Genomic DNA, 14,536 nt, shown 5'->3' with positions numbered 1-14,536 from the left:
CGGGCTCAGTGATCTGGTGTTGCCGAATATCACGACGGCGCCGGTGTCGATTCCTGGGTTCACGATCGATCCGATCGGGCTCAGTGATCTGGTGTTGCCGAATATCACGACGGCGCCGGTGTCGATTCCTGGGTTCACGATCGATCCGATCGGGCTCAGTGATCTGGTGTTGCCGAACCTCACCACAGTGGGTTTCACCACCCCGGCGCTCGACATCCCACCGTTCGGTCTGGCGGAATTCACCCTGCCGCCGCTGGTCATCCCGAGCATCCACCTACCCGCACAGGTCCTGGCCACTTTCCCCGTCCCCGGCGGCCCCGGTTACCTCAACACAACGATCAACCCGTCATCCGGCTTCTTCAACACCGGGATCGGTGGCAACTCAGGATTCGGCAACAACGGTGCGGGACTGTCGGGTTGGTACAACTCAAACGGTCCCGGGCTGCTGGGCGGCTCCGGCTACCAGAACTTCGGCGGCCTGATTTCGGGCTTCAACAACGTCGGCAGCGGCGTTTCCGGTCTTGCCAACGCCGGCGTTCTGGACCTGGCTCTGACCAGTCTCGTCTCCGGCATCGGCAACCTCGGCAACAACCTGTCGGGCCTGTTCTTCAGGGGCACCACATAACCAGGCCCGACCCCCGAATTAGTCAGTTCTCTTTGAGAATCAACTTTTTCAACGCCGCGCGGTCGGTGGTCAACAGCTCCTCGATGCGGGGCTTGTTGACCTCGGCGACGATGATCTCACCGACTTCCTGATAGACCTCGCTGAAGATGCCGTGCGACTTCATCTTCTCGGTCTGGTACTGGTTGTCCTCGGTCGGCGTCACGTAGTACACCGCGTCGGCCTTGAACCGATGCACCAGCCACAGATGGATCAGAGTCATCAGCCGCTTCTGACGCAGCTTTTCAGCGAAGGTGTTCTGGTCACGCACCTGCAGGATGCTGCGGCCGTGGCGGTCTTTGATGGGGTCGACCACAACGTTGGCCAGCTGCTCGTCACCGTCGCCGTAAATGCCCAGTTCCAGCACATCCGAGCCGGCGCGACGGGGCCGCAACGTGACCCGAAGCTTCTCGCCCAGCTGATAGTGCTCGCTCCAGATCGCCAGCCATTCCTCCAGCAGCTTCTTGGGCACCTCGGTCTGCACCAGATGCTGGTGTTGAGTGGACCCCTTGCCCATCGCCTTCGTGGTCGCCGTACGGCCGGAGACCGCCGCCAGGCCTGCGTCGCTGCGCGGCCCGCCAACCAGGGTTTGCGGTGTGCGATAAGGCGATTCGACCAGCCGCATCTTGCGCTGCAGGCGGGCCAGCGCCAGCATCCCGTCCTGGGTGAGGTTGGTAGCGAACTCTTCGGCAGCGACACCGTCGATCTGGTGTCCGCCGTAGGTGATGAAGTTGAAGACAAAGCCCATCTTGCCCAGTTCCGCTGGGAACTCCCGCATTTCCTCGTCGGTCATGCCGGTGGTGTCCCAGTTGAACGAGGGCGAGAGGTTGTAGGCCAGCATCTGGTCAGGGAACTTGGCGTGAATCGCTTCGGCGAACTGCCGGGCATCGGCCAGATCGGCTGTCTTGGTCTCCATCCACAGAATGTCGGCGAATGGCGCGGCGGCCAGGGACTTGGCGATCGCATACGGAATCCCGCCGCGGATCTGGTAGTAGCCCTCAGGGGTTTTCGCGAGCTCGCAGTCCCACCCCGGGTCGACACCCAACTCGGCGGCTTTCTGCCGGGCCTCGTAGAGCGACGCGGTCGCAGCGAACTCCCGCCATTCCTGGGAGCTCATGCCGCGCGGCTCGTCGTCGCTCTCACCGAATTCCAGGACCTCGGCCACGGCTTCGCCGTAGGTCAGCACCCCGGCGTCGTCCTCCCAGGCAGCCACGAAGCGGGATTCGACTTCGTCGTAGACGTCGTCGATCGAAGTCTCGCCGTTCTCCCGCCACGTCTTGACCGCCTCGGAGATCAGGTCGGCGATCCCCTGGCGCTCCAGCCATGCGTTGGCTCCCGCGTACTCGCCGTCGCTCAAGGCGTACAACAGATGGCCGTTGAGCTCCTCGACGCCCGAATCGTAGAAGCGTTTCATCATCGCCAGGAAGCAGGCCTTATAGGACGGAACCTTCAGGTTGGTGGCCCCGAGCAGGAAAGGCTGGTCGCGTTCGTCGCCGCGGCTGTCGAGGAGGTTGGCTGCCTCGGCGTCCGTACGGGCGACGATGATGCCCGGCACCCGCATGATGTCGAGTTGAAAGCGAGCGGCGTTGAGTCGCTTGATCTGCTCGTCGGACGGCACCAGAACCTTACCGCCCTGATGGCCGCACTTCTTGGTGCCCGGACGCTGGTCCTCGATGTGATAGCCCGGGACGCCGACCTCCACAAAACGCCGAATAAGGTTGCGCACGTGCGGATCTCCGCCGTGGCCGGTGTCGGCATCGGCGATGATGAATGGCCGGTAATCGTAGAACGTGGCGGTCGCCCGCTGCCGTTCGGTCATGTTCAGGCGCAGGTACTCCTGATTGCGGTCTGCGGTGAGCAGGGCGCGCACCAGGACCGCGGCGTCGTCAGGCACCTGGCTGAGCGGGTAGCTGGCCAGGTCTGGGCCCGGATCCTCGGTCGTGGACCCTTTGGCCGAGGTGGCCCAGCCGCCCAGGTAGATCCCTTCGATGCCCATCCGCTTCATGCTCACGGCCTGGCCGGGCGAGTACGGGCCAAATGTGGTGATGCTCTTCTTCTGCTCGAAGAGCTCACGCAGGCGCGGGTAGAAGGCGGCGGCGGCCTCGCGCGCCACGGTGTAGTCGACGGGAATCGTGCCGCGTTGCTCTACGACCTGGCGGGCCGTGTACAGGCGCGTGATGCCCGCGAACCGCGGACTGTCGAGGTAGCGCTGCGTGTCGGCGACCTCCTGCTCGAACTTCGATTGGACTGCATTGTCCGTTTCGGCGATGGCCATGGCCTTCCGCTCCTTCTCAGCGCCAATTCCCCTTGTCGCTGAAAGTCTATGCCCCTGGATAGTGAGCTGGGTCACCGGTCGACTCAGCCGCACGAGCCCGCAGCCAACCCTGTTGGCGCCGGATGAACGCCGCGTCGACGACACGGCCGTGCCCCGGGACGTAACGGGCATCGAGGCCGCCCAGCGCCAGTAGCCGAGCGAGGGTCGCGGGCCAGGCGGCCACGTCGGAGTCGCCGTCGATCGCGGGCGTTCCGGACTCCTCGACGAGGTCGCCGGTGAAAACCACTGGCGGACCACCATCGCGGTCAGCCGCAACCAGCACGACCAAGTCCGAATGACTATGGCCTGGACCGAGATAGGCGATGGTGACCGTGCGATCCCCGAGGTCCACCACGGTGTCGTGGATCCCGCGCGGCGGCGGTCGCAGCGCGGTGATGGCACGGTCGATCTCGGCGGCATCGGCTCCGTGGCGCAGCGCATCACTGCGCAACTGGTCGGTACCTGCCAGCAGGTATTCGACAACTCCCGGCGCGCAGTGGATTTCGGCCCCGGCGAACAGCGAGGATCCCAACACATGGTCGAAGTGCTTGTGCGTCAACACAATATCGGTCACGTCGCAGTCGGCGATCTCCCGGATGTCCGCCGCGATGGCGGCGGCCTCTGGCAACGTCGTCCCGGTGTCGACCAACAAGGCCCCGCGCGCGCCGTACACCAGGCCGACCGTGACATCGCAGAACGGCAGCCGACAGCGATGCACCCTGGCGCTCAACTGCTCCCAGTCGTGGTTCATCAGTCCCGGGAGTGTATTACGGAGAGGTGTTCGAGCAGGCCATCTCGGCGTGATCCCGATGCGAGCTGAACCGCCATTCGTCCCGAGCAAGGAGAAACACGATGCGCGCAGTCGTCATCACCAGACACGGTGGTCCCTCGGTGCTGCAGGTCCAGCAACGCCCTGACCCGCCGCGCCCGGGCCCGGGTCAGCTGCGCATCGAGGTCCGGGCGGCCGGCGTCAACTTCGCCGATCATCTCGCCCGCGTCGGCTTGTATCCCGACGCGCCCAAGCTCCCCGCCGTCGTCGGCTACGAGGTCGCCGGCACGGTGGTGGCTGTCGGCGACGGCGTCGACGGCGGCCGTGTCGGTGAAAGGGTCTTGGCCGGAACGCGATTCGGTGGGTACGCCGAAATCGTCAATGTCGCCGAGTCCGACTCGGTGCCGCTGCCTGAGTCGGTGAGCTTCGAGCAGGGCGCCGCGGTCCCGGTCAATTACGCCACTGCGTGGGCGGGGTTGCACGGCTACGGGTCGTTGCAGGCCGGCGAGCGGGTGCTCATCCATGCCGCGGCCGGCGGCGTGGGCATCGCGGCCGTTCAGTTCGCCAAGGCGGCAGGCGCCGAGATACACGGCACCGCATCGCCCGGCAAGCACCAGAAGCTGACCGAATTGGGCGTCGATCGCGCGATCGACTACCGCCGCGACGGCTGGTGGAAGGATCTGCCGCCCTACGACCTCGTGCTCGATGCGCTGGGCGGCACGTCGCTGCGGCGGTCCTACGGGCTGCTGCGTCCGGGTGGACGGTTGGTCGGCTATGGGATTTCGAACCTGCAGGAGGGCGAGAAGCGCGCACTGCGCAAGGCGGCCCCGCACGCGCTGGCGATGCTGCGCGGGTTCAATCTGATGGATCAGCTGTCGGAGTCCAAGACCGTCATCGGCCTGAACATGCTGCGGTTGTGGGACGATCGCGGCACCCTCGAACCCTGGATCACGCCGCTGCGCCGGGCACTCGACGACGGCGTCGTCGCACCGATCGTGCACGCCGCGGTGCCGTTCTCCCAAGCACCCGAAGCGCATCGGATCCTGGCTGCCCGAGAGAACATCGGCAAGGTCGTGCTGGTGCCCTGAGCTGGTTTAGCCGCCGCGGCGGTGGCAATGTATCTGCGCATGGCTGTCACCGAGTCCCGCGAAGTTGTCATCGACGCGACACCCGACGAGATCATGGAGGTGTTGTTCGATCTGGAATCGCTGCCCGAATGGTCGTCGGCTCATCGCGAAGTCGAGGTTCTGGAGCGCGACGAGGACGGCCATCCGACCAAATCCCGGCAAGTCGTCAAAGTCGTTGGCGTGAGCGACGAACAGGTGCTGGACTACACCGTGCACGACGACGGCGTCAGTTGGAAGCTGGTGAGCGCCAAAGCGCAGAAGGGACAGCACGCGCGATACACGCTGACGCCCGAAGGGAATTCGACGAGGGTGCATTTCGAGCTCACCGTGGATCTCGGCGTGCCGGTGCCGGGCTTCCTGGTCAAGAAGGGCGCCAAGGGGCTGATGGAAACGGCGACGGACGGCCTGCGTAAGCGGGTACTGCAAGTCAAAAAAGGCTGATACGCCATTTTTGTTGTGGCCGTGCAGATTTCAGTCAGCGGCGCCGATCAGCGCCGCGAGCTGGGCGCGGTTCACCTTGCCGGTGGCGTTGTAGGGGATATCGTCGACGATGGTCAGCCGCTCGGGCAGCTTGAAGTAGGCGAGCAACGGCGCGCAGTGCGCACGTAATTCGGCGAGGGTCACCGGCCCGCGGGGCACCACCGCCACGCCCACGCGCTGGCCCAACTCTTCGTCGTCGACACCGGCCACCGCGACGTCGTGCACCGCCGGGTGCGAACGCAGGGCCTCCTCCACCTCGATCGGACCGAACTTCTCTCCGCCCCGGTTGATGGTGTCGCGCAGTCGCCCGCTCGGATAGAGGTAGCCGTCGGCATCCTGGCGGCCCAGGTCGCCGGTGCGCAGCCACCCGCCCGCGGTGTTGAGCGGACTGCGCACCCACAGCTCGCCGACCGCGCCGGGTTCGACGTCGGCACCGGTGTCGGGGTCGACCACCCGCACCTCGACCCCGGGCAGGGGACGTCCCACCGAGCCCGCCCGGGCCGGATCGTGGTGGTCCCCGGGCAGCAGGTTGGCGTACGTGCCCAAGGTCTCGGTCTGGCCGAACACGTTGGTGAAAGCGACGTGCGGGAGGGCCGCAATCACTCTGCGCATCAACGAGATCGGGGCAGCCGCCGCGCCGTAGGTGATCGCAGTGAGCGAGGACAGATCGGTGTCGGCGAAGTCCGGGTGCTCCAGAATCCGGTGCATCATCGTGGGCACCAGGAACATCCCGGTCACGCGGTGCTCTGACACCAGCCGCAGCCATTCGCCGGCGTTGAAACGGCGCTGCACCACCAGCGTGTTGCCCGAGTAGAGACTGGCGATCAAACCCAGTGACCCGCCGACATGAAAGTAAGGTACGCACATCATCACCGCGACGGGCGGGACGTCCGGCGCGAACGGCGCGGACGTCCTGTCCAGCCGCGCGGTCAACTGCCGGCTGCCGATCGGGACAGTCTTGGGCAGGCCGGTGGTGCCGCTGGTGAACAAGACCATCGCGGTCTGCTCGTCGACAACTGATTCGACTGGCGGGCAACGTCTTCCGCCGGTGAAGTCCACATCGGTCAACACCGTCGGCACCGCGGCGTCACGCAGCCGTCCAGCGTAGGACTCCCCCGCCACCGCCACCTCGGCGCAGCCCGCGTTGTCGAGCAGCGCCCGCAGCTCCGGCGGCGTCAGCGCCGGGTTCATCAGCGCTGCCGCAGCTCCGATGCGCGCCGCGCCGAGCAGCGCCGCGATCGACAGCAGACTGGCGGTGTCGACGACGGCGACCCGGTCACCGGCCGTCACACCGCGGGCTGCCAGCCCGTCGGCGCACGCGTGCACGGCCCTGTCGAGCTCGGCGTAACTGAAGGAGCGACCGTCGATGATCAGTGCGGTCCGCTGCGGATCGTGCGCCGCGGCGGCATCGATGATGGTCCCGAGATTCATCAGCTCAGTACAGCGGCGACCAGGTGGAGGTCCGCAACAACCTGCTGGTCCACTGGTCGCGCAGGTCCAACGCGTCGTGCAACCAGGTGCCGGGAGTCCGGTACTCGGCCGGGATGTGTGTGCGAAGCAGATCGAGCAACGCTTCGGGACGGCTGATCCGTTGCATCAGAATCACTTCCCGACGCAAATGGCTGCCCAGAGCGGGCTGAAACGACGCGTGCATCTGCAACATCGACGACGGTTGTTCGAGACTTCGGGCGTACACCTCGCCGCAGCGCAGAATGTACTCCTCGAACTTGTCCTCGTAGGGCCACATGGTGTCTTCCATGTAGAGGCTCATCTCGTGTTCGCGACCGTCGGCCGGCACATCGTCGAATGACACATGCTGCATCGGCGACCACGGCAACGCCACCAACAGCTTGGCGTCGACCCCGTGGCGCAATTCGTCGGTGTGGTGCATCCAATCCCGCAGGTCCCCCTGCTGCACCCGCTTCGTCAGGCGCTCCCAGGCGGCGCCGTCGCGAACCGCGGTCACGGTGATGACGGTGTAAGCCGGCCCGCTGCCCTGCGCCTGGTTGGTGTACCACAGCAGTCGGGCCTCGTCCCCGGCGGCGAGCGTAGGCAACCAGCCGTCCCGGAAAGCGGCCTCGAACTCGTCCTCGGCGCGGCCACGCACCGTATGAACCTCATGCATGAACAGCAACGCCAAAGACCTCCATCCCGGCGCAGGTTATTGAACGCCTGCCCACTACTCGTTGGCACGGACGTTATCCGGCACGATTCCCGCTGTCCAAACCGGGTCGACGCGCGCGTCAATATGGGCGGTCGATTCTTTTCGGGCCCGTCGCGGTAATTTTCTGAGCACGCGGAAGGGAGCTGAATGGACATCGCTTCGGTCGACGAATTGCTCAGCACCACCCGTGCGGTCCGGAAGCGTCTCGACCTGGACCGGCCGGTGGGTCGTGAGGTGATCCTGGACTGCATACGCCTGGCGATGCAGGCGCCCACCGCCAGTAACGCCCAGGACTGGCGCTGGATCGTCATCACCGACCCCGAGAAACGCGCGGCGATCGCCGACATCTACCGCAGCATCGGTGCGGAGTACCTGGCCAACGCCGCGGCCACCGCGTCCGATCCACAGACGCAGCGTGTCTACCGCAGCGCGGCGGGCCTGACCGAGACGTTGGCCAGGGTCCCGGTGCACGTCATCCCCTGCCTGCTGCAGCCCATCGAGGAGAGCAACCGGCTGGTGGCCGCCTCGGCCTGGGCGTCGATCATCCCGGCCGGCTGGAGTTTCCTGTTGGCTTTGCGGTCCCGCGGACTGGGGTCGGTGTGGACGACGATGCACCTGGCGAAGGAACGCGAAGTCGCCGAGCTGCTCGGGATACCGCCCTCGGTCACCCAGGCCGCCCTGTTCCCGGTGGCCTACACCATCGGCAGCGACTTCCGCCCCGCGGCAAGACCATCGGCAGAATCGATCACCTGCTGGGACACCTGGGACGAAAGCTGATGCAGTCCTACACCGTGCGTTTCCACGTCGAGGCGCCCCCGGCGAAGGTATGGCGGGTGCTGCACCCACCGGTGCCGCCCGACGCGCCGCGGCCACGGGTGCTGACGTGGCCGACCGGCAGCATGGAAATCCTGAACGAGGGCGACGCGGCGGGTGAGGGGCTGGTCCGCACCTGTATCTTCCCGGTGCCCAGATATCTGCTCTCCGGCGGCGTGGGGCGGTCCTGGGAGACCGTGACCGAAGCCAGGATCAACCAGGTGTCGCGGTATGTGGCGGTCGGCAAGCCGTTGTGGTCGCGGGCCGAGGGCTACCACCAACTCGACGAACAGCCCGACGGCAGCACGGTGCTCACGTTCCACGAGACCTATCACGCATACAACCCGGTGCTGCGCTTTCTGCTGGAGCGCCCGGTGCACGCGCGGATTTCGCGCGACAACCTCGCGACCTACGTGCACGCGCTGGGTTACGCCGGAAAGGTGCGCCGCCTGGACTGAGCGCGGCAGCGTGTGGCTGAGCTAACGGGATCGGCTCGGCGCCGAGACTCGAAATGCGCAGTTGAGCCAGGTAGGGTGCTTTGTTATGGGTTCTAAGCAAACGGCGCGGGTCGCCGCAGCGGCGCTGGTCGTCGCGGGCTGGGCCGGCTCGCTGGGGGTCGCCGCAGCTGATCCGGATCCGGCGCCATCTCCGGTCCCATCCCCGTCCCCGTCGGGAGCGCCTGCGGCAGCGGGCGCACCACGGACGACCATCGACCACGACGGTGTCTACACCGTCGGCAAGGACATCGCACCCGGGGTGTACAGCTCTGCGGGACCTGTCGGCAACGGCACCTGCTACTGGAAGCGGATGGGCAATCCCGACGGTGCGTTGATCGACAACGCGATCACCAAGCGCCCGCAGGTGGTCCAGATCGAAGCGACTGACAAGGCGTTCAAGACCAGCGGCTGCCAGCCGTGGCAGCCGACGAGCGAGGCGCCGCCCCCGACACTGTCAGGGCCTCAACTGCAAGGCACCCTGGGCATCCTCAACGGGCTGCTCGCTCCCCACGCGCCGCCACCACCGCCGGCACCGTAAACCGAGCGCGCTCAGACAGCCGGGGCCAACGCGGCTTCGACCGTGGCGTACATCGGCAGCAGGCGGCGCAGGCCACAGGCGGCGATGGTGCGGGCCACGATCGGCTGATTGCTGACCACTCGCAGACTCACCCCGCGCCGGCGGCACCGCACCGACTCCTGAGCCAGTACGGCATAGGCGCACGAACCCAGGAAATCGAGCTCGCGGACGTCGATCACGAACGGGCCCGGCGCGATCGCGATGGCGGCGCTTCGGTTCACCAGACGCTGCCAGATGGTCTCGTTGCTGGCGTCGATATCGCCGCCGACGTGAACGACCACGGCTGATCCCGAACATTCGGTGACAGCGCGCAGACCGTGCTGCGGATCGCTGACTGGCGAACTCAGCCGCGTGCGGGAAGGAGCCGGCGATGATTTGATCGCGACAGTCTTCATCGTTCGCAATGTCCCGTCGTATTGGTCGTTGGGAATGCCCTCGTCTCGGAAGGCGGCACGGTCGAAAGACAGCGTAAGTGCTGGCCGGTTTCGGGGAGTGGTCTTCGGGATTACGGGCTTAATAAGCATATGTGCAACAGCGGCGACGAGCTAGGGGTGCACAGCAGACTCGCGGGATCGCGGCCGGTACTGCACGATGCACACGTGACCCGACAGCGGCTGACCAGCGACCAGCGCAACTCGTTCATCGCGGCATTCCTGGGCTGGACGATGGACGCGTTCGACTACTTCATCGTCGTGCTGGTGTACGCCGACATCGCCGAGACGTTCCACCGCAGCAAGACCGAGGTCGCCTTCGTCACCACCGCGACCTTGGCGATGCGTCCGTTGGGCGCCTTACTGTTCGGGCTGTGGGCCGACCGAGTCGGACGGCGACTGCCGCTGATGGTCGACGTGATCTTCTATTCCCTGGTGGGATTCCTGTGCGCGTTCGCGCCCAATTTCACCGTGCTGGTGATCCTGCGTCTGCTGTACGGCATCGGCATGGGCGGCGAGTGGGGTCTGGGTGCGGCGCTGGCCATGGAGAAGGTTCCGGCCGAGCGGCGCGGCTTCTTTTCCGGCTTGCTGCAGGAGGGTTACTCGTTCGGCTACCTGCTGGCCACGGTGGCCTCGCTGGTGGTGATGAACTGGCTGGACTTGTCGTGGCGCTGGCTGTTCGCGCTGAGCATCATCCCGGCCCTGGTCAGCCTGATCATCCGGTACCGCGTCGAGGAATCCGAGGTATGGGAGGCCGCACAGGATCGGATGCGGTTGACCAAGACCAGAGTCCGCGACGTGCTGCGCGAGGCGAAGGTCATCCGCCGGTTCTGCTATCTGGTGTTGTTGATGACGGCCTTCAACTGGATGAGTCACGGCACCCAGGACGTCTACCCCACGTTCCTGAAGGCGACCGCAGATGACGGTGCGGGACTGTCCAGCGCAACGACCCGCTGGATTGTGGTGGCCTACAACGTCGGTGCCATCATCGGCGGCCTGGTCTTCGGCACCTTGTCGCAGCGATTCGGCCGGCGCTACACCATCGTGTTCTGCGCCGTGCTGGCCCTGCCGATCGTGCCGCTGTTCGCCTACTCGCGCACCGCAGCCATGTTGTGCCTGGGTTCGTTCCTGATGCAGCTGTGCGTGCAGGGCGCCTGGGGCGTGATCCCGGCGCACCTGACCGAGATGTCGCCGGACGCCATTCGCGGGCTGTACCCGGGGGTGACCTATCAGCTCGGCAACCTGCTGGCCGCGTTCAACCTGCCCATCCAGGAACACCTGGCCGAAACGCATGGCTACCCGTTCGCGCTGGCGGTGACCATCGTGCCGGTGCTGACGATGGTGGTGTTGCTGACGTTGATCGGCAAGGACGCCACCGGAGTTCGCTTCGGCACCGCCGAAAGCGCCTTCCTGCCCGGGGAGGGCTAACCGCCCAGGGTGCGTAGCAGCATGTGCATCGCGACCGTGGTCGAGCGCTCCCGGACGTCGGAGCGGTTGCCGGGCAGCCGCAAGGTACGGGTGACCTGCCGGCCGTCTGCCAGCGCCAGGGTGAAACAGACTGTGCCCACCGGTTTTTCCTCGGTTCCGCCACCGGGACCGGCAATCCCGGTGATGGCGACGGCGGTGTCGGCTTCGAAACGTTTCAGGGTGCCGGCCGCCATCGCCTGCGCGACCGGTTCAGAGACCGCGCCGTGCGTCTCGATCAGCTCGGGGTCCACGCCGAGCAGCTGCGCCTTGGCTTCGTTGGAGTAGGACACCACGCCGCCGGCCACGTAGTCCGAGGATCCGGGGCGTTCGGTCAGCCGGGCCGCCAGCAGGCCCGCGGTGCAGGATTCCGCGGTGGCGATCCGCCGGCCGGCGAGCAGCTCCGCGACCAGATCGTCGACCTGCGAGCCGTCCTCGGAGAACACCTGCTCGCCGTGGCGGTCGCGCAGCAACCGGGTCAGCTGTGTGTACACCTCCGCTGCGTCCGGTTCGTAGCGCGTCACGATCTCCAGCTCGCCGCGCCGCAGGCAGGTGGTGATCTCGAGGGCTTCGAAGCCGGGCACGGCGGTCTCGGCCTCGCGTAGCGTCTCGGCCAGCCCCGACTCAGGGAGTCCGAACATCCGTACCATTTCCTGCCGGTAGACGGTGCGGCCGGCGATCGCCGCCTGCACCCCCGGTGTCTGGACAGCCTTGTGCCACATGGGTTGTAGCTCGCGCGGCGGTCCGGGAAGGACCAGCACCGCGGGCTTGCCGGGCACCACGACCCCCGGAGCCGTGCCGACCGGGTCGAGCACCTGTGCTCCGACCGGGATCATCGCTTGCTTGCGGTTGGCCGTTCGCACCGACTCGAACTTGCCCGGCTCAAGCAGCGCCGCGAAGGCGGGATTGCGCGCCATCAACGATTTGAGGATCTCGGCGATCCTGTTCTCCAGCGCCTCGTCGAGGACCAGATCACGGCCGCAGAATCGAGCCACCACCTCGACGGTCATATCGTCAGCGGTCGGGCCCAGGCCACCGCTGGTGATGATGAGGTCCACGCCCTGCTCTGCCATGAAACGCAGCTGCGCCTCGATGTCGGACGGACGGTCGCCGCAGATGGTGATGTGCGCGAGCTCGACGCCCAGTTCCAGCAGCCGGTCGGCGATCCAGGGACCGTTGCGGTCCTGGACGCGTCCGGTCAGAACCTCGGTTCCGGTGACGACGATGCCCGCGCGTGAACTCACCGTGATGACCCTACGCATCCACCGGCGGCGCGTTACTAGGTGCTGGGGCTGCCCGGTTGGCCGGGGATGCCCGGGTCGGACAAGCCGCGCTCGCCGGAACTGCCGGGTTGACCGGGCTGGCCGGGCTGGCCGGGCTGGCCGGGCTGGCCCGGTTCTCCGTCGCGGCCCGGCGCCCCGCCGTCGCCGCCGCGCCCGCCTGCGCCGCCCGCACCGCCGCGACCGCCGTCACCGCCGCGACCGCCGTCACCGCCGCGGCCGCCTGCGCCCCCGCGACCCCCGTCGCCACCCCGGCCCCCTCTGCCGCCTTGGCCCCCGGTGCCGCCTGGGCCGCCGTCAGGTGCGTCTTCGGTCATGGGCTGCGCCTCCTCGGGGACACGGGAAATCGGTCCGCCCCACGCTACGCCGGACCGGCCCGACCCTCGGCGAGGTACCGTTCGACCGATTCGACTTTGTGTGTCATCGCGTCGGCGACGCCGGTCCGCCAGTCCGCTTTGATCACCGTGCTCACCCGGGGTGCGCGGGCGGCGACGGCCTCCACCGCGCGCTGTACCACGGCCATCACCTCCGTCCAGCTGTCCCCTTCGATCACGGTGAACATCGCATCGGTCTTATTGGGCAGACCCGAATCACGCACCACACGAACAGCTTCGGCGACGATCTCGCCGACACCCTCCCCCACACCCAGTGGAGTGACGGAAAACGCCACCAGCACAGACATGCCACGAGGGTACCCACGCGCGGGGACCGCACATGGCAGCATCGACGCCCATGCGGGTTCTGGTGCAACGGGTCTCGTCAGCTTCGGTGACAGTGGATGGTCGCGTGGTCGGCGCCATCGAACCTCCCGGGCAGGGCCTGCTGGCGCTGGTCGGCGTCACCCACACCGACGGGCCCGGTCACGTTCAGCGGCTCGCCGAAAAGCTGTGGACGTTGCGCATCCTGTCCGGAGAGAAGTCCGCGTCCGATGTCAACGCACCGATCCTGGTGGTCAGCCAGTTCACCCTCTACGCCGACACCGCCAAGGGCCGACGCCCATCGTGGCACGCCGCCGCGCCCGGTGCGGTCGCTGAGCCGCTGGTCACGAGTTTCGTGACGGCATTACGCCGACTGGGTGCTGAGGTCGAAACCGGCATATTCGGCGCCCACATGCAGGTCGAGTCGGTCAATGACGGACCGGTGACCGTCCTGTTGGAGCTGTGACGAGTACGTTCGACAGCTATGACGCCTGAATTCGGATCGCTGCGTTCCGACGACGACGAATGGGACATCGTCAGCGGTGTCGGCTACACGGCGTTGATTGTGACCACCTGGCGTGCGCTGCATGCGATGAGTGAGCAACCGTTAGCGCGTGACGATTACGCCAGGTTCTTCATCGAGGCCTCAGAGGATCCCTACCTGACCGGACTGCTGACCGAACCGGGAAGCTCCGAACATGAGAGCGCGTTCCCGCGCCTCTACGGCGTGCAGACGCGGTTCTTCGACGACTTCTTCACCTCCGCCGGTGATTCCGGTCTGCGGCAGGCGGTGATTGTGGCCGCCGGGCTCGACTCGCGCGCGTACCGTCTCGAATGGCCATCTGGCACTACAGTTTTCGAAATAGACCTGCCCAAGGTGCTGGAGTTCAAGGCGCAGGTGCTCGACGCGCACCACAAGCAGCCCGCGGCGCAACGGCGTGAGGTGGCAGCCGACCTGCGTGCCGACTGGCCCGCTGCGCTGGCAGCGGCCGGGTTCGACCCGCACAGCCCCAGCGCCTGGTCGGTGGAGGGGATCCTGCCGTACCTGACCAGCTCAGCCCACGGGACGCTGTTTGCCGGTATCACTGAGTTCAGTGCCCCGGGCAGTCGGCTGGCCATCGGCGCCCTGGGGTCCCGTCTCGACCACGACCAACTGGCCGCGCTCGAGGAGGAGCACCCGGGGGTCAACATGGCGGGCGATATCGACTTCTCGTCGCTGACCTACGAGAACCCGATGGACCCGGTGACGTGGCTGGGATCC

At 66.7% G+C, this 14,536-nt stretch carries 15 protein-coding genes and 2 pseudogenes; 9 read left to right on the top strand and 8 right to left on the bottom strand.

Annotated elements, in window-relative coordinates; genetic code table 11:
• A pseudogene (locus tag ACZYZ9_RS00315) lies at positions 1-625 on the top strand (PPE family protein); the annotation flags it as partial.
• Between the two features lie 22 nt (positions 626-647).
• Here ACZYZ9_RS00315 and aceA read toward each other — a convergent pair.
• A complete protein-coding gene (gene aceA / locus ACZYZ9_RS00310) occupies positions 648-2,936 on the bottom strand; it encodes an isocitrate lyase ICL2 (protein ID WP_463824250.1) in 2,289 nt (762 codons plus the stop codon).
• A 46-nt stretch (positions 2,937-2,982) separates the two neighbouring features.
• A complete protein-coding gene (locus ACZYZ9_RS00305) occupies positions 2,983-3,726 on the bottom strand; it encodes an MBL fold metallo-hydrolase (protein ID WP_463824249.1) in 744 nt (247 codons plus the stop codon).
• A gap of 101 nt (positions 3,727-3,827) precedes the next feature.
• Here ACZYZ9_RS00305 and ACZYZ9_RS00300 point away from each other — a divergent pair, with 101 nt between their 5' ends.
• Both ACZYZ9_RS00300 and ACZYZ9_RS00295 read left to right on the top strand, forming a co-directional pair.
• Entirely contained in the window at positions 3,828-4,832 is a 1,005-nt protein-coding gene (locus ACZYZ9_RS00300; protein WP_463824248.1) for a zinc-binding dehydrogenase, read from the top strand.
• A 39-nt stretch (positions 4,833-4,871) separates the two neighbouring features.
• Complete coding sequence (locus tag ACZYZ9_RS00295) at positions 4,872-5,312, top strand: SRPBCC family protein (RefSeq protein ID WP_463824247.1); 441 nt, start codon at positions 4,872-4,874, stop codon at positions 5,310-5,312.
• 30 nt (positions 5,313-5,342) lie between these two features.
• Here the strand turns inward: ACZYZ9_RS00295 and ACZYZ9_RS00290 are convergent, their stop codons facing one another.
• Positions 5,343-6,782, bottom strand: coding sequence for a class I adenylate-forming enzyme family protein (locus tag ACZYZ9_RS00290; protein WP_463824246.1), 1,440 nt, complete (start codon positions 6,780-6,782; stop codon positions 5,343-5,345).
• Positions 6,783-6,786: 4 nt separating this feature from the next.
• Entirely contained in the window at positions 6,787-7,476 is a 690-nt protein-coding gene (locus ACZYZ9_RS00285) for a hypothetical protein (protein WP_463824245.1), read from the bottom strand.
• 186 nt (positions 7,477-7,662) lie between these two features.
• On the opposite strand from ACZYZ9_RS00285, the gene ACZYZ9_RS00280 reads away from it, so the two are divergent.
• The 3 genes from ACZYZ9_RS00280 to ACZYZ9_RS00270 all read left to right on the top strand — a co-directional run bounded on the left by ACZYZ9_RS00280 (position 7,663) and on the right by ACZYZ9_RS00270 (position 9,363).
• Complete coding sequence (locus ACZYZ9_RS00280; protein ID WP_463824244.1) at positions 7,663-8,292, top strand: nitroreductase family protein; 630 nt, start codon at positions 7,663-7,665, stop codon at positions 8,290-8,292.
• Positions 8,292-8,786, top strand: coding sequence for an SRPBCC family protein (locus ACZYZ9_RS00275; RefSeq protein WP_463824243.1), 495 nt, complete (start codon positions 8,292-8,294; stop codon positions 8,784-8,786). Before ACZYZ9_RS00280 ends, ACZYZ9_RS00275 begins: the two co-directional genes overlap by 1 nt.
• Positions 8,787-8,871: 85 nt before the next feature.
• Complete coding sequence (locus ACZYZ9_RS00270; protein ID WP_463824242.1) at positions 8,872-9,363, top strand: hypothetical protein; 492 nt, start codon at positions 8,872-8,874, stop codon at positions 9,361-9,363.
• A gap of 11 nt (positions 9,364-9,374) precedes the next feature.
• Here ACZYZ9_RS00270 and ACZYZ9_RS00265 read toward each other — a convergent pair whose 3' ends face one another.
• Positions 9,375-9,797 carry an anti-sigma factor antagonist gene (locus tag ACZYZ9_RS00265; protein WP_463824241.1) on the bottom strand — a complete coding sequence of 141 codons (423 nt, stop codon included), beginning with the start codon at positions 9,795-9,797 and terminating at the stop codon, positions 9,375-9,377.
• Between the two features lie 204 nt (positions 9,798-10,001).
• Here ACZYZ9_RS00265 and ACZYZ9_RS00260 point away from each other — a divergent pair, with 204 nt between their 5' ends.
• Positions 10,002-11,261 carry a sialate:H+ symport family MFS transporter gene (locus tag ACZYZ9_RS00260; protein ID WP_463824240.1) on the top strand — a complete coding sequence of 420 codons (1,260 nt, stop codon included), beginning with the start codon at positions 10,002-10,004 and terminating at the stop codon, positions 11,259-11,261.
• Here the strand turns inward: ACZYZ9_RS00260 and ACZYZ9_RS00255 are convergent.
• From ACZYZ9_RS00255 to ACZYZ9_RS00245, 3 genes are read right to left on the bottom strand one after another with little or no spacing between them, the layout of a single operon-like run.
• Positions 11,258-12,541 carry a competence/damage-inducible protein A gene (locus ACZYZ9_RS00255; RefSeq protein WP_463824239.1) on the bottom strand — a complete coding sequence of 428 codons (1,284 nt, stop codon included), beginning with the start codon at positions 12,539-12,541 and terminating at the stop codon, positions 11,258-11,260. The two genes, ACZYZ9_RS00260 and ACZYZ9_RS00255, sit on opposite strands and share 4 nt — an antisense overlap.
• A gap of 35 nt (positions 12,542-12,576) precedes the next feature.
• Positions 12,577-12,894, bottom strand: a complete 318-nt coding sequence (locus tag ACZYZ9_RS00250) for a hypothetical protein (protein ID WP_463824238.1) — start codon at positions 12,892-12,894, stop codon at positions 12,577-12,579.
• A 44-nt stretch (positions 12,895-12,938) separates the two neighbouring features.
• Complete coding sequence (locus ACZYZ9_RS00245; RefSeq protein ID WP_463824237.1) at positions 12,939-13,259, bottom strand: MTH1187 family thiamine-binding protein; 321 nt, start codon at positions 13,257-13,259, stop codon at positions 12,939-12,941.
• A 50-nt stretch (positions 13,260-13,309) separates the two neighbouring features.
• Between ACZYZ9_RS00245 and dtd the strand changes: the two genes are divergently transcribed.
• Together dtd and ACZYZ9_RS00235 are read left to right on the top strand one after the other, a co-directional pair.
• Positions 13,310-13,741 (top strand): D-aminoacyl-tRNA deacylase, encoded by a 432-nt coding sequence (gene dtd / locus ACZYZ9_RS00240; RefSeq protein WP_463824236.1) that lies wholly within the window; start codon positions 13,310-13,312, stop codon positions 13,739-13,741.
• Positions 13,742-13,759: 18 nt separating this feature from the next.
• A pseudogene (locus tag ACZYZ9_RS00235) lies at positions 13,760-14,533 on the top strand (SAM-dependent methyltransferase); the annotation flags it as partial.
• Positions 14,534-14,536: the final 3 nt, after the last annotated feature.

It is taken from the genome of Mycobacterium sp. IDUB_28, assembly GCF_055419285.1.
Note: the sequence above shows the minus strand (reverse complement) of the source record. Positions and strands in the feature narration are given on the sequence as shown.